The sequence below is a fragment of the Pseudomonas sp. R32 genome, assembly GCF_009866705.1.
In the GTDB taxonomy this organism is placed as follows: Bacteria; Pseudomonadota; Gammaproteobacteria; order Pseudomonadales; family Pseudomonadaceae; genus Aquipseudomonas; species Aquipseudomonas donghuensis.
Genome location: NZ_CP019396.1, coordinates 4,737,684 through 4,762,427, shown reverse-complemented (window position 1 = coordinate 4,762,427; position 24,744 = coordinate 4,737,684). Strand labels below are relative to the sequence as shown.

Annotated in this window: 24 protein-coding genes and 1 tRNA gene; 12 read left to right on the top strand and 13 right to left on the bottom strand. The window is 57.2% G+C overall.

Annotation, left to right across the window (positions count from 1 at the left end; translation table 11 throughout):
* Nucleotides 1–144 precede the first annotated feature (144 nt).
* Entirely contained in the window at nucleotides 145–774 is a 630-nt protein-coding gene (locus tag PspR32_RS21940; protein ID WP_010220617.1) for a DUF1780 domain-containing protein, read from the bottom strand.
* Nucleotides 775–895: 121 nt separating this feature from the next.
* On the opposite strand from PspR32_RS21940, the gene PspR32_RS21935 reads away from it, so the two are divergent.
* From PspR32_RS21935 to PspR32_RS21925, 3 genes are read left to right on the top strand one after another with little or no spacing between them, the layout of a single operon-like run.
* Nucleotides 896–1,357: a hypothetical protein gene (locus PspR32_RS21935; RefSeq protein ID WP_145959289.1), complete on the top strand. Its 462-nt coding sequence runs from the start codon at nucleotides 896–898 to the stop codon at nucleotides 1,355–1,357.
* Nucleotides 1,358–1,386: 29 nt separating this feature from the next.
* Complete coding sequence (locus tag PspR32_RS21930) at nucleotides 1,387–2,604, top strand: MFS transporter (RefSeq protein WP_159389168.1); 1,218 nt, start codon at nucleotides 1,387–1,389, stop codon at nucleotides 2,602–2,604.
* A gap of 45 nt (nucleotides 2,605–2,649) precedes the next feature.
* Nucleotides 2,650–3,339, top strand: coding sequence for an energy-coupling factor ABC transporter permease (locus PspR32_RS21925; RefSeq protein ID WP_036996886.1), 690 nt, complete (start codon nucleotides 2,650–2,652; stop codon nucleotides 3,337–3,339).
* 4 nt (nucleotides 3,340–3,343) lie between these two features.
* On the opposite strand, the gene yacG is transcribed toward PspR32_RS21925, so the two are convergent.
* From yacG to PspR32_RS21905, 4 genes are read right to left on the bottom strand one after another with little or no spacing between them, the layout of a single operon-like run.
* Complete coding sequence (gene yacG, locus PspR32_RS21920) at nucleotides 3,344–3,544, bottom strand: DNA gyrase inhibitor YacG (RefSeq protein WP_010220621.1); 201 nt, start codon at nucleotides 3,542–3,544, stop codon at nucleotides 3,344–3,346.
* Nucleotides 3,541–4,164 carry a dephospho-CoA kinase gene (gene coaE, locus PspR32_RS21915; protein WP_159389167.1) on the bottom strand — a complete coding sequence of 208 codons (624 nt, stop codon included), beginning with the start codon at nucleotides 4,162–4,164 and terminating at the stop codon, nucleotides 3,541–3,543. Before coaE ends, yacG begins: the two co-directional genes overlap by 4 nt.
* On the bottom strand, nucleotides 4,164–5,033 hold the full coding sequence (locus PspR32_RS21910) for a prepilin peptidase (RefSeq protein WP_159389166.1): 870 nt from the start codon (nucleotides 5,031–5,033) through the stop codon (nucleotides 4,164–4,166). The genes coaE and PspR32_RS21910 overlap by 1 nt, the downstream gene beginning before the upstream one ends.
* A gap of 2 nt (nucleotides 5,034–5,035) precedes the next feature.
* Nucleotides 5,036–6,244, bottom strand: a complete 1,209-nt coding sequence (locus tag PspR32_RS21905; RefSeq protein ID WP_159389165.1) for a type II secretion system F family protein — start codon at nucleotides 6,242–6,244, stop codon at nucleotides 5,036–5,038.
* A 218-nt stretch (nucleotides 6,245–6,462) separates the two neighbouring features.
* Here PspR32_RS21905 and PspR32_RS21900 point away from each other — a divergent pair, with 218 nt between their 5' ends.
* From PspR32_RS21900 to PspR32_RS21880, 5 genes are all read left to right on the top strand, one after another.
* A complete protein-coding gene (locus PspR32_RS21900; RefSeq protein WP_159389164.1) occupies nucleotides 6,463–6,873 on the top strand; it encodes a pilin in 411 nt (136 codons plus the stop codon).
* A gap of 70 nt (nucleotides 6,874–6,943) precedes the next feature.
* Nucleotides 6,944–7,019: transfer RNA gene (locus tag PspR32_RS21895), tRNA-Thr, on the top strand.
* A gap of 161 nt (nucleotides 7,020–7,180) precedes the next feature.
* Nucleotides 7,181–8,503 (top strand): tyrosine-type recombinase/integrase, encoded by a 1,323-nt coding sequence (locus tag PspR32_RS21890; RefSeq protein WP_159389163.1) that lies wholly within the window; start codon nucleotides 7,181–7,183, stop codon nucleotides 8,501–8,503.
* 895 nt (nucleotides 8,504–9,398) lie between these two features.
* A complete protein-coding gene (locus PspR32_RS21885; RefSeq protein ID WP_159389162.1) occupies nucleotides 9,399–10,379 on the top strand; it encodes an integrase domain-containing protein in 981 nt (326 codons plus the stop codon).
* Nucleotides 10,376–10,663, top strand: coding sequence for a hypothetical protein (locus PspR32_RS21880; protein WP_159389161.1), 288 nt, complete (start codon nucleotides 10,376–10,378; stop codon nucleotides 10,661–10,663). The genes PspR32_RS21885 and PspR32_RS21880 overlap by 4 nt, the downstream gene beginning before the upstream one ends.
* 268 nt (nucleotides 10,664–10,931) lie before the next feature.
* On the opposite strand, the gene PspR32_RS21875 is transcribed toward PspR32_RS21880, so the two are convergent.
* The 3 genes from PspR32_RS21875 to PspR32_RS21865 all read right to left on the bottom strand — a co-directional run bounded on the left by PspR32_RS21875 (nucleotide 10,932) and on the right by PspR32_RS21865 (nucleotide 14,688).
* Nucleotides 10,932–12,455 carry a 5'-methylthioadenosine/S-adenosylhomocysteine nucleosidase family protein gene (locus PspR32_RS21875; RefSeq protein ID WP_159389160.1) on the bottom strand — a complete coding sequence of 508 codons (1,524 nt, stop codon included), beginning with the start codon at nucleotides 12,453–12,455 and terminating at the stop codon, nucleotides 10,932–10,934.
* Between the two features lie 710 nt (nucleotides 12,456–13,165).
* Nucleotides 13,166–13,933: a PP2C family protein-serine/threonine phosphatase gene (locus PspR32_RS21870; protein WP_159389159.1), complete on the bottom strand. Its 768-nt coding sequence runs from the start codon at nucleotides 13,931–13,933 to the stop codon at nucleotides 13,166–13,168.
* Nucleotides 13,930–14,688 carry a serine/threonine-protein kinase gene (locus PspR32_RS21865; RefSeq protein ID WP_151925806.1) on the bottom strand — a complete coding sequence of 253 codons (759 nt, stop codon included), beginning with the start codon at nucleotides 14,686–14,688 and terminating at the stop codon, nucleotides 13,930–13,932. The genes PspR32_RS21870 and PspR32_RS21865 overlap by 4 nt, the downstream gene beginning before the upstream one ends.
* A 1,508-nt stretch (nucleotides 14,689–16,196) precedes the next feature.
* On the opposite strand from PspR32_RS21865, the gene PspR32_RS21860 reads away from it, so the two are divergent.
* A complete protein-coding gene (locus PspR32_RS21860; RefSeq protein WP_036996882.1) occupies nucleotides 16,197–16,991 on the top strand; it encodes a substrate-binding domain-containing protein in 795 nt (264 codons plus the stop codon).
* Between the two features lie 284 nt (nucleotides 16,992–17,275).
* Here the strand turns inward: PspR32_RS21860 and PspR32_RS21855 are convergent, their stop codons facing one another.
* Nucleotides 17,276–18,286, bottom strand: a complete 1,011-nt coding sequence (locus tag PspR32_RS21855; protein WP_159389409.1) for an aldo/keto reductase — start codon at nucleotides 18,284–18,286, stop codon at nucleotides 17,276–17,278.
* Between the two features lie 92 nt (nucleotides 18,287–18,378).
* On the opposite strand from PspR32_RS21855, the gene PspR32_RS21850 reads away from it, so the two are divergent.
* On the top strand, nucleotides 18,379–19,278 hold the full coding sequence (locus tag PspR32_RS21850; protein WP_159389158.1) for a LysR family transcriptional regulator: 900 nt from the start codon (nucleotides 18,379–18,381) through the stop codon (nucleotides 19,276–19,278).
* A 66-nt stretch (nucleotides 19,279–19,344) separates the two neighbouring features.
* Here the strand turns inward: PspR32_RS21850 and PspR32_RS21845 are convergent, their stop codons facing one another.
* Nucleotides 19,345–20,154: an NYN domain-containing protein gene (locus PspR32_RS21845; RefSeq protein ID WP_036996880.1), complete on the bottom strand. Its 810-nt coding sequence runs from the start codon at nucleotides 20,152–20,154 to the stop codon at nucleotides 19,345–19,347.
* A gap of 757 nt (nucleotides 20,155–20,911) precedes the next feature.
* A complete protein-coding gene (locus tag PspR32_RS21840) occupies nucleotides 20,912–21,139 on the bottom strand; it encodes a hypothetical protein (RefSeq protein WP_159389157.1) in 228 nt (75 codons plus the stop codon).
* Nucleotides 21,140–21,604: 465 nt separating this feature from the next.
* Here PspR32_RS21840 and PspR32_RS21835 point away from each other — a divergent pair, with 465 nt between their 5' ends.
* On the top strand, nucleotides 21,605–22,207 hold the full coding sequence (locus PspR32_RS21835) for a transglycosylase SLT domain-containing protein (RefSeq protein ID WP_026001169.1): 603 nt from the start codon (nucleotides 21,605–21,607) through the stop codon (nucleotides 22,205–22,207).
* On the opposite strand, the gene PspR32_RS21830 is transcribed toward PspR32_RS21835, so the two are convergent.
* Nucleotides 22,204–23,079 (bottom strand): EamA family transporter, encoded by an 876-nt coding sequence (locus tag PspR32_RS21830; RefSeq protein ID WP_159389156.1) that lies wholly within the window; start codon nucleotides 23,077–23,079, stop codon nucleotides 22,204–22,206. The genes PspR32_RS21835 and PspR32_RS21830 overlap by 4 nt on opposite strands.
* Nucleotides 23,080–23,174: 95 nt before the next feature.
* Between PspR32_RS21830 and PspR32_RS21825 the strand changes: the two genes are divergently transcribed.
* Complete coding sequence (locus PspR32_RS21825) at nucleotides 23,175–23,942, top strand: AraC family transcriptional regulator (protein WP_159389155.1); 768 nt, start codon at nucleotides 23,175–23,177, stop codon at nucleotides 23,940–23,942.
* 20 nt (nucleotides 23,943–23,962) lie between these two features.
* Here PspR32_RS21825 and PspR32_RS21820 read toward each other — a convergent pair whose 3' ends face one another.
* Nucleotides 23,963–24,742 (bottom strand): TatD family hydrolase, encoded by a 780-nt coding sequence (locus PspR32_RS21820; RefSeq protein WP_159389154.1) that lies wholly within the window; start codon nucleotides 24,740–24,742, stop codon nucleotides 23,963–23,965.
* Nucleotides 24,743–24,744 lie beyond the last annotated feature (2 nt).

The following is a 24,744-nucleotide window of genomic DNA, read 5'->3' as shown; positions in this document are numbered from 1 at the left end:
GTGACTGTGGGAACGCTACAGTGTTCACTCTAGTCGCTCGAAGGTTGCCCAGCGTTCAGTCACTTGGCTGTCTTTATAACGAATGATTGCGCTTTGTATCACCGGCACAGAATTTATGCCATCGGGCTTTGGCAGGGGGCCAGCTCAGAGGCTTATTCCTACATCGAAAACGATGCTGCGCCCCAAATTACCGCGCAAGAAGTCCGGCGCATCGGGGTGGGCAAACAGCACCCGGGCGAAGGTCGGGCCCACCAGCGACAACGAGCGCCAGCCCTGGCGCAGGTATTCGGTGGGCGGCGGGAAGTGGCTGTTGAGGTCGAGTACTTCGCGCTTGAGGCTGGCAAAGGCAATGATGTCCAGCTCGCTCAGGTCCAGGCCACGCTCCTGGTAGTTGTGCGATTTTTTACGCAGGGTCGGCGCCAGGCGCTGCAGCAGTTCCTGGGCGCTGATCCGCCGGGGCCGGGCTTCGCGGCGTACCAGTTGGCTCAACGAGAAGGCACTGCGCCGACGCTGCAGCTCTTCGCGCCATTCGTCGTTCAGGCGCCGGCCTTCATCGAGGACAAAAAACACCTCGAAGGCGGCATCGCGAAACAGCACATCAGGCGGTTCTTGCCCGGCGGCGGCAAAGTCTTCGCTGCGGTAGGGAATGTTCAAGCCTTGCAGCAGGCGCTGGCATACCCAACGCTCACGTTCCCATTTACGGGCATTGGATAGAAACGCATTGGCTTGTTCGGCCTGAATGGTGAGCAGGCGCAAATAGTCTGAGTCGTCCATGGGCACAAGCTTAGCGTTCAATTGAGCTTTGCAGGAAATGTCTGCAAGCCATTGCTGCGCATGTAAACCAGCGCCTAGACTGCGCACCCGTTGTGGGCTCAGTGAATATCAGGGAAGAAGCATGAGCGTAGTGAAGATGGGCGGCATATTCGGTTCCGGCACGGTGGTCTGTGCCCTGGTGGTGTACGGCGTGGGCTTTTTGTTCTGGACGCCCACCGTGCCTTACGACACTGCAGATGGCCGCTATGTGGTGCTCAAGGAGGGCGACTCACCGCCCTACAGCGTCAAACTCATCGACCATCGCGGCGCAGAGGATGAAATCGTCCGCAGCTATGCCGAGTTCAACCCCAAGGTGCTCAGCGTCATGCCCGGCGACTACCGCTTGCGCCTGACCCTGAACGAGTTCGGCTGCTACGGCGCCTGGGCCGATGTGCAGGTGTCGGCGACCACCATCAGCGTCATCGAGCAGCAGCGCAACCCCAGTTGCCAGCCGCCGGACTGGCTGGTTGAAGGCGCCGTGTTCCGCCTGTTCGAGGCACCGAAAGCACCCGCCGAGGCTGATCAAGCCAACCCCGAGGTGTAGAGCCACTCATGACAGGGACGGAGGTGCGCATGGCCTTATCAACCTGGCGGGTATGGAGCGCGGTGACGGTGCTGTGCATCGCTTCCTTCGCGATGGTGACCTCCGAGTTCGCCCCTATCGGTTTGTTGTCACAGATTTCCGCCGATTTGGCGCAGGAGCCGGCCAGGGTCGGGCTCAGCGTGACCTTGTATGCCTGGATTGGCGCTGTCAGTGGCTTGCTTGCCAACAGCCTGAGCCGCTGGATCGCCCGCAAGCCGCTGATGATTGCCCTGATGTTGATGCTGGCAGCATCGAATGCGCTCTCGGCAATCGCCCCGGAGTTTGCCGCGCTGCTCGGTGCGCGGGCACTGGGGGCGTTGGCCCATGGCGTGTTCTGGGCAACCGTGGCCGCCACCGCCACCCTTATCGCGCCTGCCCGGCAGATGGGCCTGGCCACCTCGATCGTGCTGGGCGGTATTACCCTCGCCACCGTCATGGGCGTGCCACTGGTCAACCTGGTGGGCCAGTACGACGGCTGGCGAACCGCTTTTGCTTGCCTGGCGTTGCTCTGTGTCGCCAGTGCCGGGGCAATCGCCTTGGTAGTCCCTGACCTGGGCCTGGTCGCCGCAGCACCCGGCACCGGGTATGTGGCGGTGCTGCGGCGCCGGGATCTGCTGATCACCTTCGTCATCACCGGGCTGACGGCGGCCGCACATTTTGCCGCCTACACCTTTGTCGAGCCCTTTATCAGTCAGGTGCCAGACGTCACGCCGTGGCTGGTCGCGGCACTGCTTTTCGCCTTAGGCGCCGCCGGTTTTCTGGGCAACCTGCTGAGCGCGATCTTCATCGACCGCCACCTCAAACCCTTCATCCTCCTGGCCCTGATCGCCATGGCAGGGGCGCTGCTGACCCTGGGCCTGCTTGGGCCCGAGTTGAACCTGCTGGCCGTGGCGGCCTTGCTGATGGTCTGGGGCGTTGCCATCTCGGCACTGTTTACCGGTCTGCAGACCTGGGTGTTGAGCATCGCCGGCGCCCATACCGTTCCGGCCACGGCCCTGCATACGGCAGTGCTCAATGGCGCGATCGGCCTGGGGGTGATCATCGGCGGTGGAGCGCTTGAGAGTATTGGCCTGCGGGGCGCCATGCTGGGCGCCAGCATGGTGATACTCCCGGCCATAGTGCTGCTGCTCGCTTCAGGTACGTTGCGCCGCACAACGCCGGTATTTTCCGCAGCCACTGAGGCTGATCAAGCCAGCCCCGAGGTGTAGACTGCCCCCACGCCTATTGCCTCACTCGAACAAGGGTTATATGCCGTGATCAGTGCCGCCGTACTTTCCAGCCAGACCCTGACCATCGCCTGGGTCGCCTATGTGCCCGTGCTGATCTGGGCGGTGGCGCGTACCCGCTGGCTCGAACTGTTCGCCGACAGCCGTCGCCAGCACTTGCTGTTCGGCACGGTGTTCGCCTTGTTTGCCCTGTGGCTGGTGCGGCGCGACTTCGACACCGGGGTGTCTTATCACTTCATCGGCATGACCGCCGTGACCCTGCTGCTGGACTGGCCGCTGGCGATTGTCGGTGGCTTGCTGGCGCAGCTCGGCCTGCTGGCGCTGGGGCGCCAGGACCTGGCGGCGATGGGGGTCAATGGCCTGTTGCTGATCGGCCTGCCGGTGCTGGTCACCGAAGTGTGCGCGATCCTGGTGGAGCGGGCACAGCCGCGCAACCTGTTCGTCTATATCTTCTGTTCGGGCTTTTTTGCCGCGGCGCTGTCGGCACTCTTGTGCCTGCTCGGTGGGCTGGGGTTGCTGTGGATGGACGGGCGCTTCGTCATGCCGGAGTGGATCGAGGACTTTATCGGCTACCTGTGGCTGATCATCTTCCCCGAAGCCTTTATCAACGGCATGGTGGTCAGCGCCCTGGTGGTGTTCTGCCCGGAGTGGCTGGAGACCTTCAACCGGACCCGCTACCTGCAGGCCCCGTGGAAGGACGACGACCCCGGGCGCTGACGGCTCAGTGGCGCGGGTCGAGCTCGCCGGAGAACAGCTCGTCTTCGGCATCCGGGGCGACCGGAATCTTGTGCTCTTCAGCGGCCCAGGCACCCAGGTCGATCAGCTTGCAGCGGTCGGAACAGAACGGCCGGAACGGGCTGGTCGCGTTCCATTCCACAGGGGCGCCACAGGTCGGGCAATCTACGGTCATCGGTTGGCTCATGCTTGGCCTCCTCGCAAAGTCAGGTAAAAGTGGTGCAGGCGGTCGATCTCCGAATGCAGCCAGCCCAGGTCGCGGTCATTGACCAGCACATCGTGGGCGTGGCGCAGGCGCTCTTCGCGGCTGGCCTGGGCCTTGAGGATGGCCTGCACTTGTTCGGCGCTGGTCTGGTCGCGCAGCAGGGTGCGCTGCACTTGCAGCGCCTGCGGCGCATCGATCACCAGCAGGCGGTTGGTGCGCTTGTACTGGCCGGACTCCACCATCAACGGCGAGACGAACACCGCATAGGGCGACTCGGCCTTGGCCAGGTAGCTGAAGATCTCCTGGCCGATCAACGGATGCAGCAGGGCTTCGAGCCACAGGCGCTGCTGCGGGTCGGCAAAGATCAGCTCGCGCAGGGCGGCGCGGTTGAGCTGGCCGTCCTCGAGCAGCACACCCGGGCCGAAACGCTCGACGATACGGGCCAGCGCCGGGCGGCCCGGCTCGACCACCCAGCGCGCGGCCTGGTCGGCGTCGACCAGGTGCACACCCAGCTCGACAAAGCGCTGCGCAGCGGCGCTCTTGCCACTGCCGATGCCGCCGGTAAGGCCGAGAATCCAGGGAGTGAAAGCAGCGGTGGTCATCAGAATCCGGAATATTTCAGATAGGAAGTGGTTATTTGACCACCCCAGAGCAGCGCGATCCAGCCCGCGATGGCCAGATAGGGACCAAAGGGGATCGGCGTGCTGGCCTGCTTGCGCTGCAGGCGCAGCATAATCAGCCCGATCACCGCCCCCAACAAGGACGACAGCAGCAACGTCAGTGGCAGGATCTGCCAGCCGCCCCAGGCACCCAGCATCGCCAGCAACTTGAAGTCGCCATAGCCCATGCCTTCCTTGCCGGTAAGCATCTTGAACAACCAGAACACCGACCACAGGCTCAGGTAACCGGCCACCGTGCCCCACAGGGCATCTTCCAGCGGCACGAACATTTCGAAGGCATTGACGATCAACCCCAGCCACAACAGCGGCAATACCAGGGCATCGGGCAGCAGATGGTGCTCGATGTCGATCATGCTCATGGCCAGCAGGCCCCAGCTCAGCAGCAGCAGGGCCAGGGCGGTGCCGGTGACGCCGAAGCGCCAGGCGACAAACAGGGTCAGCCCCCCGCAGGCGAGTTCCACCAGCGGGTAGCGCGGGCTGATGCGCGCCTGGCAACTGGAACAGCGCCCGCGCAAGGCCAGGTAACTAATGACCGGTATGTTTTCCCAGGGGTGAATACGGTGGGCGCAATGCGGGCACTGCGACGGCGGCAACAACAGGTCGAAGCGCGGCGCTTGTGCCTCGCTAGGCAACTCCAGCACCTCGCGCGCCTCGGCCTGCCATTGGCGTTCGAGCATGATCGGCAGGCGATGCACCAGCACATTGAGAAAGCTGCCGATGATCAGCCCGAGCAACAGGGCGATGCTCAGGTACATCAGTGGCTGGCTGGCCAGGGAGTTCAACAGGTTCATGGTCAGATCACATTGCCCAGCTGGAAGATTGGCAGGTACATGGCGATCACCAGGCTGCCCACCAGCAACCCCAGGATCAGCACGATCAACGGCTCAATCAGGGCCGTGAGGGTGTCGAGCAGGTGGTCGATGGCCTGTTCATAGTGGCTGGCGATCCTGGCGAGCATATCGTCCAGTGTCCCGGCTGTCTCGCCAATGGCGCACATCTGCACCACCAGCGCCGGGAACAAGCCGCTGGCGCGCAATGCCACGTTCAAGGCTAGACCACTGGCCAGGTCCTCGCGCACCTTGTGTAGCGCCTGCTCATACAACGGATTGCCACACGCCCCGGCAACCGGCCCCAGCGCCTCCACCAACGGCACCCCGGCGCCGAACGACGTCGACAAGGTGCGGGCAAAGCGGGCGAGGGCGGCATGCCGGAGCAGGCTGCCAAGCACCGGCAAACGCAGGGCCAGGCGCACCAGCCACAAACGAAACGCAGGCTTGTGTCGATAACCCCAAACCCCCGCGGCACAAGCGCTGCCAAAAGTTATCAACAGCCACCAGAAGTGCGCCCCCAACCACTGCGACAGGCCGATCACCTGTTGGGTAAAGGCCGGCAGCTCGGCACCAAAGCCGCCGAACAGCGACTGAAAACGCGGCACCACCTCCAGCAGCAACAGCGCCGACACCCCAAAGCCCACCAGCAGCACCAGCAGTGGATAGGTCATGGCTTTTTTCAGCCGTGCGCGCAGGGCCTGGCGTTGCTCCTGCAGCGTCGCCACCTGGGCCAGCACGACCTCCAGGCTGCCGGACTGCTCACCGGCGTCCACCAGGTTGCAGTACAGCCGATCGAAATAGTGCGGGTGCCGGCGCAGCGCAGTGGCCAGGCTGCTGCCAGCGGCGATATCGGCCTTGATCGCCCCCAGCAGGCGGGCCATCGCCGGGTTGGCGCTGCTTTGGGCGACCACATCCAGCGCTTGCAGCAGCGCCACCCCCGCCTTGACCAGGGTGGCCAGCTGGCGGCTGAACTGGCTCAGCGCCTTGCCATCCAGTGGCCGGCGCCATTGCCACAGCGGCGGGCGCACACTGGCGATACGCCCCGGGCGAATCCCGCGCTGGCGCAACTGCGCCCTGATCAACGCCGGGCTGCGTGCGGCGCTCTGGCCGCTGATCAAGGCGCCCTGGGCGTTGGTGCCTTGCCAGTTGTACATCTGGTTGCTGTCGGTCATCGCCACATCCTTGCTGCGCGGCCTTGCACAAGCCTGGTAACAGCTCCAGGCCCCAAGCGGCGAGCAGTGATGCCCGCCGCCCACTAGAGTAGTCGAGCCAGGATGACCGAATGACCGTCACGGGGTGACAAAAGGTGTCTGTTCGGGCCTACTGGCGCGCCTGTTGGCGCCGCACCACTGCGGCCCGGCATGAACTGATTTTGTGAGGGAGAGTGTCCATGAAAGGGCAACGCGGTATTACCTTGATCGAACTGATGATCGTGGTGGCGATCATCGGCCTTCTGGCGACCATCGCCTTACCGATTTACACCAACAGCCAGGTACGCACCAAAGCCACGGCGGGCCTGGTAGAAATTTCTGCCCTGAAGACCGCCTTCGACCTGCGCCTGAACGAAGGCAAAGACATCGCCAACGTCGCCGCCCTGGGCGGCCAGGAGCGCACCGCCCACTGCGCCATTGTCGCCAGCGGCACCGCGGCCACGGGCGTGGGCAGCATCGTCTGCACCCTGATCGACGCCCCGGCCATCGCCACCGACAAAACCATCACCCTGACCCGCGCCGCGACTGGCTGGGCCTGCACCAGCACCCTCAGCGAAGACCTCGCCCCGGCAGGCTGCAAAGCCCTCTGAAACCGGCGCAATTGCTGTTAATAAACAGTGATTTGCGAAAGCGACCCGGCAGTGGTAGCGTTATCGCCACGCCGGTGTAGCTCAGTCGGTAGAGCAGCGCACTCGTAACGCGAAGGTCGCAGGTTCGATTCCTGTCTCCGGCACCAGTTCAGGTTCCAGTGAAGGCTACCAAAATCTCTGGAACCCCCGTAAAACCCGCCTTCTGGCGGGTTTTTTCGTTATGGCGTTCCGTCGGATTCCGACAGCTGCCAGCCGATTTAGGGGTAACGTTTGGGATAAAGTCGATTCGATAAAGGGGTTTACCCTTATGGCTCGTACTACTGCTCCCCTGACCGACACCGCATGCCGTTCGGCCAAACCTACTGACCGCCCCTACAAGCTTTTCGACGGTGACGGTCTTTACCTCCTCGTTTACCCCAATGGCCGCAAAGGCTGGCGCTTCAGGTATGTGAAACCGGATGGGCGAGAGGGGCTGACCTCGTTTGGCAACTATCCCGTCATCGGTCTTGCAGATGCTCGGCAGAAGCGTCTGGAGACTAAGCGGATGCTGGCTGAAGGCATTGATCCGATTGCGTCCAAGCAGCAGGCCAAGGCCGAGGCGATTGTCAGAGGCCACACATTCGAACGCGTTGCCTTGGACTGGCATAAGGAAATGTCCGTGAAGTGGGCACCTGGCCATTCCCGGACAGTACTGAGTCGTTTGAAGACTCACGTATTCCCGCTGCTAGGCGCACGGGCCATCGTGGATCTGGATACCTTCGACCTCATGCAGCCGCTTGAGGCAATCAAGAAGCGCGGCACGATTGATGTGGCTTTGAGGGTACAAAACTACCTGCAGAGCATCATGCGTGAGGCAAAGCGGCTGCGGCTGATCACGGTGAACCCGGCATATGACCTTGAGGGCTTCATCAGCGCGCCACGGGTTACGCACCGGCCTGCACTCCCGCTGTCACGCCTGCCTGAGTTGATGGATCGCATCGAGAGCTACAAGGGACGCACGCTCACTCGGCTGACCGTCATGCTCTCGCTGCATGTGTTCGTACGCTCCAGCGAACTGCGCTTCGCACGTTGGAGTGAGTTCGACCTGAAGCGCGGCATATGGGAGATACCTGACACGCGGCCCGCGTTGGACGGCGTTCCGTATTCGACCAGAGGGACGAAGATGGCGGGTGACATCCACCTGGTCCCGCTTTCACCGCAAGCGGTGGCGTTGCTCGAACAGATTCACGCGATCACGGGGTACTTCGATCTGGTGTTCACCAGTGACGCTCGCTCGTGGAAGCCTATGTCCGAGAACACGGTCAATAGCGCTTTGCGGAACATGGGCTACGACACCAAGACCGAAATCTGCGGGCATGGCTTCCGGTCCATGGCGTGCAGTGCCTTGGTCGAATCCGGGCTGTGGTCAGAGACGGCTATCGAACGGCAGATGAGCCACAGGGAACGCAACAATGTTCGGGCGGCGTATATCCACAAGGCCGAGTTCCTGGAGGAACGGCGAATGATCATGAGTTGGTGGAGCCGTTACCTTGAAGCGAACCGGCAGGAGCATATCTCGCCGCATGAGTTCGCGAATCAGACCGGGGCAAACGTTTCTAGCCTAAGAGCAAGGCGTGGCGCGGTCGAGTGAGCGCACGGCTTTGAAAGTTCGGTGATCCGCTTTCCATGCGGGTCCATCCAAACAGGGCTGCAAAGCCGCCCTGTTTGGATGGACCTCACCTAAAAAGTCAAAAGCACCAAATCGGCCGCTGGAAACCACGGGATTCCGTACGCGACCAATGCCATTTTCAACCACAAAATCGTGCGGGCGAGTCGCTTGACCCTCTCGGATTGCGGGCGTAGAAAAGACAGTGCAAAGGCTGTCGTTGACAGCAACCCAGGTGACCCGAGCCTTCAAGGTCACGCCGCTCTCGCGGTGGTTCTCCCCAAGGGCGATTCGCATCCGGCAGCTCGCCCGGTCATTACCCATGTGATGGATGCTCTTACACATATGGCCCTCGTGCGCCAGACACACCGTACCTCGCTGCCCTGCAGCAACCTATCCGCTTGGCCGAATATTGCGCCAACCTGTGCCCGTCTCTTTCTTCAGGAAAGAGACGGGCACTTCTACCACTGCTGCAGCCCTGATCGCACATGGTTTTGCGGCAATTCCCCTCGTGACAATCGGCGTGACAAACGCCGATGTCACCAGCAACAGCCATGTAGATGATGGTGCCGCAGACCAAGGAATGGACTGCACCTGACTGACAGTCAGGAATGCCCCGGTCATCGCATTGCTGCGTTCACCCGGCTCAGGATCTTCAGGTGCTGGTTTCGTCAGCCAGCACTGCCTCCACCCGCCCACCGGCAACGGTGTTAAGGAGGCCAGATCATGAGATGCCCTAGCTCCCGGACGTAAGGAGCCGCCAGTCCCGCGTAGTGGACATTCCCACAGGTCGCAGGGGCCTTGATCCCTGATAACACTCAGCATTCTTGGCGGGATGACGTGGGGCGAGGATCGGAGAGCGAACGATGAGGTGACTGACATGGCATTGGTGGGTAAACGCGATGGCCGTAATTTCGGCTACGGCAGGCAATTGAGTTACGCAGGACCGCAGGCACTGAAAGACATGTTCGGCGGTGGCCATTACGGAACGGTCAAAGCGCACTGTGACCGGTGGTTGGCATTCGTAAAGTGGTGCCGCTCCGAACAGGGGCCCGGTATCAATGATGCGCGGCAGGTTGATCGAAAGGTACTGGCCGACTACGCGGCGTATCTGCGCGACATTGTTAAGCGCGGTGATCTCGCCGTCAGCACCGCACAAAACCGCCTCTCCAGCGTTAACAGGACCATGGCAGCGCTTCGCGGTGATCAATACGTCAAATTGCTAAGTCCGAGTAAGGCGTTGGGTATGCAGCGCACCGGAGTTCGCCAGTCGGTGCCGCAGGGCCAAGACCCCGAACAAGTTAAGCTGATCGTCGGTGCGCTTTGCCGCGATCATCAGCAACGGGCCGCCGCAATTGTTCTGTTGGCGCGAGCCACCGGCATGCGCTTGCGTGAGGCCATCTTGGCTGACCTGCCAAGGCTAAGCCGTGAGGCTAACGACCTAGGCAGGATCAACATTCAGGATGGCACCAAAGGCGGCCGCGCCGGTGCCTCGGCGCCGCGTTGGATTGCGGTGGACGACCATGTTCGAGGTGCACTTAGTTTTGCACGGCAGGTGTCGCCTGCCGGTAGCCGCAATCTGATTGCGCCAAGCGAAAGCTTCCTGAATGTTTTGCAGAAAATCGTCCGCCCTGCCCGGGACATCCTGCATGCACACAATCTCAGAGGCTTCCATGAGCTACGAGCGGCGTACGCATGTGAGCGCTACGAGCAGATCACCCAGCACCGTGCACCTATCAACGGCGGGCAGTGTTACCAGTTATTGAAAAACCTTGATCGTCAGGCCAGAAGGCAAATCAGCTATGAGCTTGGGCACGGTCGGGTCGATGTGGTCGCGGCCTACATTGGAGGACGGTCATGAGCAAGCCATTCGATATGGAGTTGTTCTTGGCTGGCGTGCTCACCGGGTCGCACGCGACGCGGCAGCGCCATATACGTCAGGCGAAAATCATTCAGGCTGAAATAGCAGAGCGCTGGCAGCAACAGACACCTTGGTCTTGGCAGAGAAAGCATCTGATTTGGTTTCTCGAAACTCGTCTAGCTGGGCGGTGCGAGTCGACCAGGTATTACTACCTGCTGACAGTGCGAGTGCTCGCTCTTCGTTTAGAAAAACCATGGACCTTCTACTGCCGAGCGAGAACTTAATTTTGACAGTCACGATCGCCTGTAAACCAGCCGTTGTTGTCGATCAAAATTGGCAGGTGGATTGACGCAAAGGCCCCCATCAGACTTATGAGGGGCGCTTCGCTTCATTCAACTTCATAGCTGCTTGGGATCGCTGTCTTGACTTCAATAGCATGCCCGGCAATCCAGTCTATATAAAATTTAACCAATTGCTATATTGGTTGCATGTGTGGCGTAAGGCGGCTAGTTCACTTGCAGTTGTCCAACAATATGTAGAAGTTCTAAGGCTCTATTTGAAAATCACTCGAGGGGCGAATCTGAAGTGATTTTGAAGATCCTCCACAAGGCGTAATGGAACTCCTCTGACAAAAATGGATTCGACTGTTTTTGGTATTTTCTCACAGAGAGTATATAGTAACATGCCGTCCGATCCGCTCATGCGCGCATACTTAACATCAAGCCATATCTCGCGACAGTCCGCGAGATCTACAACTGACTGGAACCCTAGTGCATAGTCACGCATGTCCTCTGGAGTGAGAAGCAAGGTACAGAAATAGTTTCTACGTAAATCCCCAGCTTCACTCGCGAGCTTGAAGATCAGCGATTGCGTGCCTCGAGCAGACTGCCAGCTTAATTCTATGAGCGAGCTTCCGGATGGTCCGTATTGATTAAGAAAACTCTCAAGCTCTCGTTGTCCACCACCGCTCGCTCTCATTTTTGGGAGTTCATCTAGTGGATTGAACAAGAATCCATCGCTGTCAAGTGAAATTTCGAGGGCGCCACCTCGGAGTTGGACTTGAGAAGACCTACCATGCTTAATAGAATTTTCCGTCATTTCCTTAAGTACGGCAGCTAAATGAAGTTTAAAGTTTTCATCGTACACATCTCCTAGAGAGCATTTATTAACGAACTCCCAAATTTTTTCAGCATACGATCTACTCCCTCTAAGCTCATGTACGGTCGATTCATCTAGTAACTCAAGCGTTGGTTCAGGCACGCTATTGCCAATTGCCGTAATAAGGTCGTTCGATACTGACAGGGCTTTCGCATTTATGAATTCTCGCACCAAGTTGCAGGAAGCAATCGCAGCAACTTTCGCTGAATAGGTCTGAGCATTTCTAGTGCCCTTAGTGCCGCCACCGTTGTCGCTAGGTGATTTTACAAACAACCATGGTATTTCTCGTTGCCCGCATTGTGCTGCAACAGAGTGCCCCTCCATATCTCCACCAACTGCACTTTCATCATCCTTGAAAAGGTCTGCTGAGAAATTTTCGTCTTCGGACAAGATTTCGCCGCTATACACTGTTCCAGTGATGAGTTTTGAGCTTAGTCCTTGCCGCTTTATATCTTGGGTGAACCCGTGAAAAGTAGACTCGATAAGTGCAGATAAATCTCCATCGGTTACAATTGACTCTAATTTTGGCTGTGAACGTAAGGCCAGAGCGCCTTCTTTGGCGATAAAGTCTACGAGAGATACTATCCTGTTGGATACGATTACATCATGCAAGTCACCCACTGTCGGGTTGGAGTAACAGAATCCACAAAGTACAACCAACTGAGGTTGTAATGTGTGCAAAACTTCGGGTAACAACATTCCGACAGACTCAGCTCCGTAACTACCGCGCTCAGCGCTCAACAAACATACTGGGTATCCCGCCAGTACGCCAACTCTTAAGCGCCGCAGCCCATCAATACTCCTACGCTGCATCTTTGCGCCGCAGTCGTTCAAAGCCGAAACCACAGCTGATTTTTCGATACTATTTGATGTAACAAACAATATGGTAGAGTTTCGAAGCTCATTGGATAGATGCATATTATTCTCGTTGAGCGATGGTGGTAAATGAATTTGTGAGTCTGGCTGAGGTTCAATTCAAGAGATTTACAAATTATAAATCGAAACCTACTGGGGTAACAGTGCTCCACAAAAAAATCTGTGCATTGAGTATTCATGGAGGCGGTCATTCTTTAGGTTGGCTCTAGCGTTGGGGAGCCTAGACTCGAATAAAGAAGGTTTTGAAAGGAAAATCACTCCAATAACGGTCCATTTTCCAGGCGCCCGGTGGTCAGGTACTGGCCAATAATACCTTCATCTAAGAGGTGGTTGGCGATATGAGGCCTGAGGAGCTAACAGTAATAAGGGCTGTAACCACCTAATCTTCGTTAGCCGTCCTCATTGAGGGGTAGTAGGGCCTGCCCGGGTTATAAAACGTGAAAGAAAGAGTAGGGGGAAGGTGGTTAAAGTTAAGTGTTCAGCATCACGGATTATCATTGAAGGCTGACGAGCGCCCCCTAAGAAGAGCCTGTGTCACTGAATTGCATAAATCAAATGCATCTGATCTACCTCGGTGAAACCCATGAGCTACAGGTAGTTGAAGTTTAATTGGATTGGCGTCACTATCATGCTTGGCACTTATGGCTATGAAAAACTCGTGGTGCTCTAGTCAGCGGTTTTTAGTGTCTGAAACTACATCCAGCCACGCCGAGTTATTAGTCTCAGTTTGGCTGGATGTTTGTGTGGGTACTTCAATCAAATAGCTCGAGCTGTGTTTTTGTAGTCAATTTAACGGCGACTAAGGAGCAGTCGTCAATCGGCTGGAGTCGAGTGATCCGCCTGCGCAAGTTTGCGGCAAAGCGACTGGGGTCCTCAAGTGTGCTTTCTAAAAAACGCGGCCTAAGTTCCCAGGAGTGATAAGCTCCATCGGACATCAAGAACAAGTTTAGACTTCCATCCTTGGCGCAGATCTCGTCATAGTTTATGGATATCTCTTGGAACTGAAGATTTATTTTTCTCGATATTGCAGAGAAAAGTGTGCTTTTTCCGCCTGAATCCTTGAGTTCTGAGGGTTTATATAGCCCTTCATCTATTAGTTTTTGATGTAGTGTATGATCTTTGGTGATTTGCAATAGTTTTCCATTGTCTTTTATATAAACTCTGCAGTCCCCTACGTGACCAATTCTTAGCCCTTTTTGCCCAGCATAGCAGAACGTCAATGTCGTAGCAGCGTCAGAATAATTTGAGTCATGTGAAACCAGTTCGGATACTCGAATTTTTATCTGTTCGAATATCTGTTCAAAAGAATTATATTCTGTGAAGGCCGTTGACTGTAGACTGGTCAAATAATCAATCGCCGACTCAGAGGCGGCGCTTGCACCAGCATACGCACCGACGCCATCCGCTACAGCCATCAAAATCCCATCTCCCACTTTACGGGGGGGGAGAATAGAATCTTCATTATTTCTAGTCGGCTGTTTGGGGAACGAGAATGAACTTGAGCTTAGGAGCTTAATCATTTTATCTCTCCTTGGGTAGCTGCAACAAAGTCATCTCGCATTTCTTGCACCTCTGCATAACGATCATACGGGCGCCGTGCAGTGCTCTTTTTATATACTTCATGGATGGCCGGGTTATCCAACATCTCCAAGTCTTCCAATAAGACTCCCAAGGCAAAAATGTCGCTTCTTTTACTATATTCTCCTGCGAGCGAAATCTCCGGAGCCATATAGTTTGCTGTGCCCATTGCCATGGCGATTTTAGTAATAACTTCTGATTCAGAGCTTTTGTCAAGATTCTTAACTAGCCCAAAATCAGATAGTTTGTACACGCCGCCATTAAATCTAAGTATATTAGATGGTTTAATGTCGCGGTGAAGATAGCCTAACGAATGCAGGTATATCAATCCATCCGTAACCATCAGGAGAATATCATGCTTCTGAGCAGCGGTTAAACCCCCTTTGTCGATATCTTTCTGCAAGTCACCTTCAGCGAGGTCCATAATAAACCAAGGCTGTTCAGATTTAAGGTCGCAGAGGTAAATGTTAGCTACGTTGGTATGCACGCATGATGCTTGGTACGAAACTTCGCGAGCAAATCGTCTACGAAATTCGTCCCGTATGTCTTGCTGCAGATCACCAAGTGACTTGCGAGCATACTCTCCACATCTGTGGTCAGCGACATTGAAAAGTTCAATTTTTTCTACAAATCCAAAACCACCTTTTCCAATACCTTCGATTATCTTGTACTTATAATTGCCGTGATAGCCATCCATTCTCTGATCCACGCTTCCTGAATTTTTAAATCAATTAAACTGAAAAGCTACAATATTTCAAAAACTCACATGCCCTGCCCATCGCGACATCATAATGCCATGATGTCGCGTTCGGCGTCTCTAGCCTTGAAGGTAATGCTGCGACCGCCTAGCTTATCGGTTTACCTGCGGGGTCCAAGGTTCGAGGCGTGGTTTAGCTTGGGCGAAGCAAGAGGTAAGGGGCAAAGCGAAGCGGACGTGATCCTGTTGTTAGAGAATCACTGCAGCGGAGCGCCCAGCCACATAAAAAGCCTCATGAGACAGCGAGACGGCTCGAGCTCTGTGCCTTCCAAGCGCCTGACCTATGATTGCGGGTCACTTAAGACTAGCTTGGCTGGCTGAGGTTGTGCTTGAGATCGTTTCCAGGCCAGTAAGCAGAATGATGCCTTCTTGCACGGCACCTACCCTGTTGATGATGATGCCGTGAGAGAAGCGCTTCCAGCTTGCTCCTACCATTTCGCCACCACCGTAGCCGCAGCAATATCTGTTGCGAAAATAGATCCCAACCATCACAACTGTTCAAGCCTAGGAGTCTTATCGTTGACAGCAGCCAACACCCTGCGACGGGCTGTCATGGGTCATACCGTGTGAAAGTTGACAAAGGCGCTTCGAATGGCCCAAGGATAAATTTAGAGATAATGAGCTCTGTTTGCAGATTAATAGTCAATAAATTCAGTGGTTTCTGTTTCGATACGATTCCTGTCTCCGCACCAGTCAATAGATTCATGCAGTGCCAAGCAGTTGCATGCCCCCCTTAGAAGCCCGCCTAGTGCGGGCTTCTTGCTTCATGTGGTGCCATCCAGTTTCATCCAAGCGCTTGTCTTGTGAGTACCTCTGCGAGTCCCTTAGGTCAGTTCAATAATCTATGGGTACTCAGCATGCCTTTGACGGCTTTGCAGGTTAAGAATGCTGCACCACGCGAGAGGGAGCATACGCACACTATCGCGAAATACATCTTGCAGAGCATGAGCGGAATGAACAACTGCATTATAGAGCTACATCGGTTGGAATATATCATGTCCGTCACTGGGCAGGCTCATTTGCATTTTTAGATGCAATGTCGACTGATACCCCAATCTTTGATGAGACTGCAAGAGAAATAGTTTGTGGTCTTGCACCTTCCTTTTTTATAAGTGATAGGTATACAAAAGCTGTTGCTTTCAGAGACTACCTAAAGGCGCAGTGGCTGCTGTCAAATATAAATGTCAACTATTTTGGTTTTACAACCCTACTCAATGGTCAGACAAGTTCTTTACTGACAGTATCTAATCACATTGGAAACCGATCTGCTCACCAAAGATGAGGTTTGGCCGCTTCTGGCTGTGAGCTGCCGATCACCAGAGGCAGCCATCCACAACCCATAGCTGCTATTGGCGGATAAAAATGTGAAATTTTCTTAATAACTGATTAACCATAAGCGTGCTCCTCGCCCGGTAAAGTTTCGCGCTTTTACTGTGGAGAAAGTTCCCATGCTTCGAATGCTGTCCTTTGCTGCCCTCTTGACCACTTCATTCGTCTGCTTGGCTGCTGACGTTGTGCAAGGTGGTACGCAAACGCTGACCGTTTTGAGTTCCGGCGGCATCATGGGCGCTATCCGGGAAGTGGCGCCAGCTTATGAGAAGAAATTTGGCGTGAAGCTGGAAGTTCTCGCCGCTCCTTCGATGGGGGAGACCCCGCAGGCCGTCCCGAACAGGCTCGCCCGCGGTGAGCAGGCGGATGTTGTCCTGATGGTGGGTTCGGCGCTCGACAACCTGGTGGCCGGCGGTCAAGCCGATAAAACCAGCCGAGTAGATCTCGGAAAATCGTTCATTGCCATGGCCGTACGCAAAGGCGAACCGAAGCCGGATATAGGCACCATGCAGGGCTTGCGCACGGTGCTGCAGAACAGCAGCTCTGTCGCCTACTCCGACAGCGCAAGTGGCGTATATCTCTCCAAGACCCTGTTCCCTCGCATGCAGCTCGGTGACCAGTTCACGGCCAAGGCTCACATGATACCTGCCGAGCCCGTCGGCGCAGTGATCGCTCGCGGCCAAGCGCAGATCGGCTTCCAACAGCTAAGTGAGCTCAAGCCAGTAAAGGGCATCGACATCGTTGGTCTGATCCCGGCTGAAGCGCAGAAAATGACCATGTATTCGGGCGCTGTCGTCAGCAAGAGCCAGCACCATGCCGCAGCCCAGGCGCTCCTCGACTACCTGGCATCACCAGAAGCTGACGCAGCGATTAAGGACAGTGGGCTGATGCCACTGGACCATACAGAGCGCTGACTGCAAGTACCGGCACCGATACCAGGGATGTGGCAAGAAAGGCATGCATGTTCCACCCTCGTTGACAGCTACCTGCCAACCGTTACCAGTATTGTTGAAGGGGGAACGGGCTATCAATGGGTCGCAAGCAGTCCGTCGCGAACGGCTGCTATCGACCCGACCCGAAGCGGACGGTCGATGTTGGCCCCTGTTTTGTCGGCCGCGATCCCTATCGCTCACCGGCATCCGCACGGCCCGCAATAGAAGCTATGTCATCAACGTATCAACTGGTGGGTATCAGATGCTCAGGACACACTGCTGGGTACATTTGTACCCATACCTTCAGGTAAATAGGGGCGTATTTCTTCTATTTCAGCGTGGCTAAGACGAATTCTCGTGGCGTCGATCAATCCATTCACCTGGTCGGGCCTGCGTGCGCCTACGATAGCGCCGGAGACTGCCCGATTACGTAGTACCCAAGCAATGGCTACGGCCGCCGCTTTGACCCCATGCCTGGCACCGATATTTGCCATGACTTCTACCAAAGCGAGGTTCTTGCCGAGGCGAGGTTCCTGGAAGTCGGCGCTCCGCGATTTTCGCCAATCATCGTCGGACAGCTGTGCAATCCGCTCGCGGGTCATGCTTCCCGTCAGTAAACCAGATTGTAACGTCGAGTAGGCAATTACGCCGACCTGCGCTGTTGCACAATAAGGCAGGATCTGATCCTCGATATCACGCATCAAAGCTGAATACGGCGGTTGAAGGGAGGCGATATCGGTTACGGAGCGGGCTCGCTCAAGCTGAGAAACATCGAAGTTTGACACGCCAATCGCCCTTATCTTGCCCTGAGCCTTGGCTTGGGCCAAGGTCGCCAAAGCCTCCTCGATGCCTTCGCTGTTTCCATCTGCAGGGAACGCTGGCCAGTGAATCTGATAGAGATCGATGACATTCACCTGCAAGCGACGCAGGCTATCCTCGATTTCTTTCATCAATGACTGGGGGGCGAGCGAATGAGAGATCTCACGGGTTTCGGGATCCCACACCAGGCTACCTTTGGTGAATACCAGCGGGCGACGCGAAGCCGGCACCTGACGCAGCAATTGCCCAGTCAATATCTCGGCATGGCCGAGTCCATATACGGCTGCTGTGTCGATCCAGTTCACGCCGCGTTCTACCGCGTACTCCAATGCTGCCAGGCTATCGCCATCATCTTGCGCCCCCCAGCTGAACTCCCATCCTTGCCCGGCAATGGCCCAAGTGCCCATTCCAATTGGCGAAATCAACAACTCGGATGTACCTAGCCGATTCTTTTGCATGCAAACCTCTCGTCGATTGAGGCGCAGAGTATTCATTGAGAGGTTGCCGACGATAAGATAGCTAATCGTGTTTGAACTGCTGAGCTGCATTCATGAAATCCCCTTGCGACCTTTCCGAACTCGACGCCTTCGCCGCAGTGGCTCGCCATCACAGCTTTCGTAAAGCCGCCGACGAGCGAGGGGTATCTGCGTCAGCCCTCAGCCACGCCATGCGTGCCTTGGAAGGCAAGCTGGGGGTCAGACTCCTCAATCGCACCACTCGCAGCGTCACGCCTACCGAAGCAGGTAATCAACTTCTGGCCACGTTGGTTCCGGCGTTGGCACAGGTCGCCAAAGCGCTGCATGAACTGACCTTCAAACAGGAAATTCCCACCGGCACGCTGCGATTGAACGTATCGCGGCCCGCTGCCCGTCTCGTCGTTGCGCCACTGCTGGCGCCATTCACAGCAGCCTACCCACGTATCAACGTGGAGCTGGTGGCCGATGATGGGTTGAGCGACATCGTCGACAAAGGGTTCGATGCCGGAGTGCGCTTCGGCGAGAGCCTGGCTGGTGACATGATCGCCGTCCCGGTGGGCCCACCCCAGGGATTTGTCACCGTTGCTGCCCCCAGTTACCTCAGCAGACACGGGACACCGGACACACCGCAAAGGCTACTTGAGCACGCCTGCATTGGCCGACGCTTTCCCAGCGGCAAACTGTACAAGTGGGAATATCTTGCTGAGGGGCAGCCCATGCGCCTGGCCGTGGCAGGGCCGTTGATACTGGAAGATGACACCATGATGATTCAAGCGGCGAAGGACGGCGCCGGGATCGCGTACGTGTATGAGGAGATGGCAAGGGAATACATGGCTCGGGGGCAACTGGAGGAAGTTCTCGAAGACTGGAAAGCCTTGCCAAGCAGGTTTTTCATCTATTACTCCAGCCGGCGTCACGTACCGCCAGCGCTAAAGGCGCTGATCGAGTTTGTGCGTGAAACGCAGCATCGTTGAATAAATTGATGGCAGTACATGTGTTCGCCGCCTAAATGGGTGTCCGGAATCATTAGACCACCACAGCTACGTGTTCGGCTGTCGGTGCCGGGCATAGAGTATCGAACCACCCACGCCCGACGTGCCTCTGGTTTGCAGTTCAAACGTATCCGGATACCCCTTGATCAACTCACTGAGCTTTTTATAACCATGGGTGCGAGGGTCGAATTCAGGTTTCAATTTGCTGATGTTGGTGCCCAGCGCTCCCAAGTGAGCCCAGCCATCCTCGTCGGCAATGTCATCCAAGATCTTTGCAATGAAACTTACGGGTGCCTTGGGTAGCTTTTTTACCTTGGGCATGCTGGCGACTTTGACGGCCTCGATTGCGGCGGGTGGCTCAGGTTCGGGGCGATCATGCCCATTGCTCGCCGCAACAAGCACTTCACTACGCAGCAATTCGGTATAGATGAACTTGTCGCAGGCCGACACGAACGGCCTGGGGGTTTTTTCTTCACCAAACCCATAGACGGTCAAACCTTCTTCTCGTAGCCGAGAAGCGAGACGGGTGAAGTCACTGTCGCTCGAAACCAGGCAGAAACCGTCGAAGCGTCGGGTGTACAGCAGGTCCATTGCGTCGATGATCAAGGTGCTGTCTGTTGCGTTCTTACCTTTGGTGTACGCGAACTGTTGGATAGGTTGAATCGAATGGTCGAGTAGCACCTTTTTCCATCCACCCAACTGCGGGCCAGTCCAATCGCCATAAATCCGCTTGACGTTGGCGACGCCGTACTTGGCGATTTCTTCGAATAAACCTTCGACAATTGCCGCAGGGGCATTGTCAGCGTCGATTAACACTGCCAAGTGTTTTTGCTTGGGAGGGGAGGTATGGATGGTCATGGGACGTCCTTGAGGTGAAGACTTCAACATGCCGTTAAATTATGGATGAACAAAGGGACCACTGCTCGGCACTAGAGAGCGTGTTGTGCCAACGGGTTTGCGGTGATGTGCACATCGCAGCCGGTTAGCCAATGACTTTCAATCGACTGCTTTCGGCCCCAAGCGGCCCGTGGACAGCTAATGGTCATCTGGCGCTTGATTTTAACGAGTCGTCAGCCGCTTGTTGGCTATTGATTGCTGAAGAGTTGATCAAACGCCGAGGATTCAAACGGATGGGGTCACCCGTCATAGGCGTGAGTGAACAAACTCACCCAAGCTTCCAGTATGCTGAGTTCAACCTTGCGGCTGCAGGGATAATTGGTCTGGACATTACTTGCTTTCTGACTCTGTGGCAGGCGATGTATTTCTGCAACAGTTATTCGACCAGGTCCGCGCATGACGGGCGGCAGTCATCCGTTTTGCGGATTGGGAGTGCGTGCAGAGCATTTGCGAATGGCTGCAATGGGTTGAATCCACAGTCGAAAGCAGCCGTAAGAAATCAGTGGCTTTCGACCAAAAATTGAGCTTCCTTTAAGCTTGGCATTTCTTAGGGCAATCCAGCTGTGCCACGCTCAGTGTTAAATCCAACCATCCCCTGCACCAGATCCTCCACCAACACCTATCGTTTTCAGCACTGAAGCACGATCTTCGCTCATCCATACCTCCCAAAGCAGGCAGCCAGCCTTGCCTAAGCAACACTGGCGCTCGCCTGAAAAACTCAGTGCTTCAACTGAACCTTGCTCAAAGCCACTTCAACCAAGCTTCGGGCGTGTTCAATCTCATGCATGGCCGCCAAGGTCAGCACCTGTCCAGGTGGTCTGGGATGTAGTAGCACCGTCTGCTGAGCAATAGTCAGCGCGCAGACTAGATATTCGGAAGTCTGGACGAGAAGGTCTTCAAGGGATTGGTTGGGATGATGCGGTGGATCTGGGACGATTTTTAACATGGTGTCTCCCCGGTGAATGGAGCCGCCACGAATCTGCTGTCAAACAAATGGGTGGCAACTGTACGCGGGTTGACAGACCGAACACCGGAGAGCTCGGCGCACACGAAGGTGCCCCACGTACAATCGCCATAAAGGCTTGCACATGTCCACGGTGTAGTCGGCCTGTCAAAACCGGTCGTTGAATTGCCAACGACCGGCCGAGACTAGAGCCCCACCGGGACCACTGCAATGCTTTGAAAGCGGCAAAAGTATGATTGGGAAATGGACTACATGGAATCAGGAAATTCTGAAGATTTCCGCCGTTAAAGTACCGTTCTCGCGACTATTCGTTACAAATCCACAACACCTCTCTGGTGACCCTGCCATCACCCACGCCATCATAGGAGGTCACCGCAACCTGGCTCGGCCAGGCGCTGCGTTATATACGAAGGGCAACTAAAGCCCTCTTTTCTGCTGGGGCGATGGATGAAACAAGGGCGAGGGTGGGCGCTGGTGCTTTCGGTTGTGGTCTTGGCGGGCTGCGCCACGGCGCCGCCGAGGGATCAGAACAATCTGTGCAATATCTACCGCGAGTACCCGGACTGGTACGAAGATTCGCTGAAGATGCAGCAGCAGTTCGGCACGCCGCAACATGTGGCGATGGCGATCATGAAGCAGGAAAGCAGTTTCGTTTCCGATGCACTGCCGCCCCGCGATTACTTGCTGTGGGTAATCCCGTGGGGGCGGGTGAGTTCGGCCTATGGTTATGCACAGGCCCAGGACCCGGTCTGGGGTGAGTACAAGGCCGGCACCGGCAATGGTGGCTCGCGGGATAACTTCGATGACGCGGTCATGTTCATTGGCTGGTACACCGCTGGCACCCAGCGCCAGTTGGGGATTTCCAAGTGGGATGTCTACAACCAGTACCTGGCGTACCACGAAGGGCGCGGCGGTTTTAGTCGTGGGACTTATCGCAGCAAGCCGTGGCTGATGCAGGTGGCACGCAAGGTAGAGGCGCAGTCGCGGCTCTATGGTGCCCAGCTCAAGGCGTGCCGCCAGGAGCTGGAAGATGATCGCGGTTGGTTCTAGACCGTTCGGCGCAGGAGTGGGCGGGTCTTGATAAGACCTGCTGCAAGGGCCGCCAGAATGAGGGCAATGGCAATGCCTTCGTTGCGGTCGATGTGGTGGCCGAGCAGGAGGATGGAGCCGGCGATGCCGAATATCGGGATCAGCAGCGACAGCGGCGCAACGGTTGAAACCGGGTACTCGCGCAGCAACAGGTTCCAGCCCCAGTAACAGAAGTGCGTCGCCGCGTAGACCTGGAACAACAGCGATAACACGGTTACGCCCTCGATGTGGCTGGCCAGGGCGGTGAACGGCGCGCTGCCATGGCTGAGCCAGGTGAGCAGCAGCAAGGGGATCGGTGGGAAGAGGCTGGCCCACACCACAAAGGCAAACATCTCACGCACTTTCGAGCGTTTGATGATGACGTTGCCCAGGCTCCAGCTGAAGGCGCTGACCAGCAACACGCTGTACCCCGCGGTCGTCGCCTGGCCGGGGCTGTTGGCGATAATGCAGATCAAGCCCAGGGCGGCGAGTAACACGCCAACGCACTGGCCAAGGCTCATGCCTTCGCGAAACAGCAGCACGCCCCAACCCAAGGTGAAGAAGGCACTGAACTGGATCAGCAGGGCAGCGGTGCCGGGTGGTACGCCCAGGCTGATCCCCAGGTTGATCAGCGCCCACATCGCCACGCCGAAGATCAAGCCGTAGGCGACCAGCCAGCCCAGGGCCACGGGCGGGCGTTTGATCAAGAACACCCAGGGCAGGGCGGCGAGGCTAAAGCGCAGGGCGGTGAGCAACAGCGGGTCGATCTCGGCCAGGGCCAGTTTGCTGATGGGGAAGTTCAGGCCCCAGATGGCTGTCACCAGCACGGCGAGCAGCAGGTGTTTTGGTTGCATGGTGTTGTTATCCACAGGCGGGCAGGGCGCAACTATGCGCAATGCAGGCGCTGGCCCGCTTGCGCTATCGGGTCGCAAGTCGTTAGATTCGGGCCATGATTGCTATCGACCCGTCTGAACACATTCCCCGCGATGCGGTGGTGACCGCCGTTGATTATGCCGATGGCCATCACTTCGCCCTGCATACCCATCAGCGCGGGCAGTTCGCCTATGCGGCCTGTGGGGTGATCACCGTGTTCACGCTCCAGGGCAACTGGGTGGTGCCGCCGCAACGGGCCATCTGGGTGCCGGCGCAGGTGCCCCATGAGATGGTCATGAGCGGGCCGGTGACCATGCTCAACACGTACATCAGCAATGAGGCCGCAGCTCGGCTTGGCCTGCCGGGGTTGTGTCAGGTGTTCGATGTGTCGGTGTTTTTGCGTCAGTTGCTGATCCAGGCGGCGCAGGTGCCGGCGCTGTATGCGCAAGAACAGCGCGACGGTCATTTGATGGCGTTGCTGCTGCACGAAATCGCCAGCATGGCGCCGTTGTCGCTGAATGCGCCGCTGCCGGATGATCCGCGCCTGGCCCAGGCGTGCCAGCGGCTGTTGCAACAACCGTCGCTCGAAGTGAGCATCGATGACATGGCCCGGCAGGTGGGCAGGAGCCGGCGCACGTTCACTAGGCTGTTTCGCCAGCAGACCGGTATCAGCTTTGTCGAATGGCGCCAGCAGGCGTGCCTGTTGGCGGCGGTGGTGCGCCTGGGCAATGGCGAGTCGGTTACCCGGGTGGCGATGGACCTGGGCTATAGCAGCCCGAGCGCGTTCACCAGTGTTTTTCGTAAAGCCTTGGGGGCGGCGCCGAGTCGGTATTTCAGCAAGTAAGGGTGAGGCGTGCGGCAGGGTTATTCCCAGCCAAACAACTCACAAGCATTGCCCGTACTCGCCTCAGCCAACCGCTCAACCTCGATCCCCATGATCCCGGCCAGCGCCTGGGCAATCTGCGGCAGATGCTCCGGGCTGTTGCGCACGCCCGGGAACATCACCGGCGCCATGTCTGGCGCGTCGGTCTCCAACACCACGCTGTCCAGCGGCAACTGCGGCAGCACCTTGTGCAAGCGCAGCGCCTGCGGCCAGGTCGCGGCGCCACCGAGGCCGAGCTTGAAGCCGAGCTTGTGGTACTCGCGGGCTTCTTCAACGCTGCCGGCAAAGGCGTGGATGATGCCGCCGCGCTTGAGCTTGTAGCGCTTGAGCGTGGCGATCACCACGGCGTGGCTGCGGCGCACGTGCAGCAGGGCAGGCAGGTTGCAGTCGACGGCCAGTTGCAGCTGGGCTTCGAACAGCGCCTGTTGGCGCTCGCGGTCGAGTTCGGGCAGGTAGTAATCCAGGCCGAATTCGCCGACGGCGCACAGCTGGCGCTCACCCTGCAGGCGGGTCAGCCAGTCGCCCAGTGCGACCAGGTGTTCGGGGCGGTGCTGGTCGAGGTAGACCGGGTGCAGGCCGAACGCCGCGTACAGCTGCGGGTCGCTGCGCACCAGGTCCCAGACCCGCTGCCAGTTGCTTTGATACACCCCCAGCACCACCATGCGCTCGACCCCGCCGGCCCGGGCATTGGCCAGCAGGGCCGGGCGGTCGGGGTCGAAATCTGGAAAGTCCAGATGGGTGTGGGTGTCGATCAGGCGCATGT

Excerpts from the sequence above, each read along its gene's own strand:
- PspR32_RS21880 (WP_159389161.1), top strand. The coding sequence starts at position 10,376 with ATGAGCAAGCCATTCGATATGGAGTTGTTCTTGGCTGGCGTGCTCACC.
- PspR32_RS21840 (WP_159389157.1), bottom strand. The coding sequence starts at position 21,139 with ATGTTAAAAATCGTCCCAGATCCACCGCATCATCCCAACCAATCCCTT.
- PspR32_RS21835 (WP_026001169.1), top strand. The coding sequence starts at position 21,605 with ATGAAACAAGGGCGAGGGTGGGCGCTGGTGCTTTCGGTTGTGGTCTTG.
- PspR32_RS21900 (WP_159389164.1), top strand. The coding sequence starts at position 6,463 with ATGAAAGGGCAACGCGGTATTACCTTGATCGAACTGATGATCGTGGTG.
- PspR32_RS21860 (WP_036996882.1), top strand. The coding sequence starts at position 16,197 with ATGCTTCGAATGCTGTCCTTTGCTGCCCTCTTGACCACTTCATTCGTC.
- PspR32_RS21940 (WP_010220617.1), bottom strand. The coding sequence starts at position 774 with ATGGACGACTCAGACTATTTGCGCCTGCTCACCATTCAGGCCGAACAA.
- PspR32_RS21870 (WP_159389159.1), bottom strand. The coding sequence starts at position 13,933 with ATGATTAAGCTCCTAAGCTCAAGTTCATTCTCGTTCCCCAAACAGCCG.
- yacG (WP_010220621.1), bottom strand. The coding sequence starts at position 3,544 with ATGAGCCAACCGATGACCGTAGATTGCCCGACCTGTGGCGCCCCTGTG.
- PspR32_RS21820 (WP_159389154.1), bottom strand. The coding sequence starts at position 24,742 with ATGCGCCTGATCGACACCCACACCCATCTGGACTTTCCAGATTTCGAC.
- PspR32_RS21890 (WP_159389163.1), top strand. The coding sequence starts at position 7,181 with ATGGCTCGTACTACTGCTCCCCTGACCGACACCGCATGCCGTTCGGCC.
- PspR32_RS21885 (WP_159389162.1), top strand. The coding sequence starts at position 9,399 with ATGGCATTGGTGGGTAAACGCGATGGCCGTAATTTCGGCTACGGCAGG.
- PspR32_RS21935 (WP_145959289.1), top strand. The coding sequence starts at position 896 with ATGAGCGTAGTGAAGATGGGCGGCATATTCGGTTCCGGCACGGTGGTC.
- PspR32_RS21830 (WP_159389156.1), bottom strand. The coding sequence starts at position 23,079 with ATGCAACCAAAACACCTGCTGCTCGCCGTGCTGGTGACAGCCATCTGG.
- PspR32_RS21875 (WP_159389160.1), bottom strand. The coding sequence starts at position 12,455 with ATGCATCTATCCAATGAGCTTCGAAACTCTACCATATTGTTTGTTACA.
- PspR32_RS21850 (WP_159389158.1), top strand. The coding sequence starts at position 18,379 with ATGAAATCCCCTTGCGACCTTTCCGAACTCGACGCCTTCGCCGCAGTG.
- PspR32_RS21910 (WP_159389166.1), bottom strand. The coding sequence starts at position 5,033 with ATGAACCTGTTGAACTCCCTGGCCAGCCAGCCACTGATGTACCTGAGC.
- PspR32_RS21845 (WP_036996880.1), bottom strand. The coding sequence starts at position 20,154 with ATGACCATCCATACCTCCCCTCCCAAGCAAAAACACTTGGCAGTGTTA.
- PspR32_RS21905 (WP_159389165.1), bottom strand. The coding sequence starts at position 6,244 with ATGACCGACAGCAACCAGATGTACAACTGGCAAGGCACCAACGCCCAG.
- PspR32_RS21855 (WP_159389409.1), bottom strand. The coding sequence starts at position 18,286 with ATGCAAAAGAATCGGCTAGGTACATCCGAGTTGTTGATTTCGCCAATT.
- PspR32_RS21825 (WP_159389155.1), top strand. The coding sequence starts at position 23,175 with ATGATTGCTATCGACCCGTCTGAACACATTCCCCGCGATGCGGTGGTG.
- PspR32_RS21930 (WP_159389168.1), top strand. The coding sequence starts at position 1,387 with ATGGCCTTATCAACCTGGCGGGTATGGAGCGCGGTGACGGTGCTGTGC.
- PspR32_RS21865 (WP_151925806.1), bottom strand. The coding sequence starts at position 14,688 with ATGGATGGCTATCACGGCAATTATAAGTACAAGATAATCGAAGGTATT.
- coaE (WP_159389167.1), bottom strand. The coding sequence starts at position 4,164 with ATGACCACCGCTGCTTTCACTCCCTGGATTCTCGGCCTTACCGGCGGC.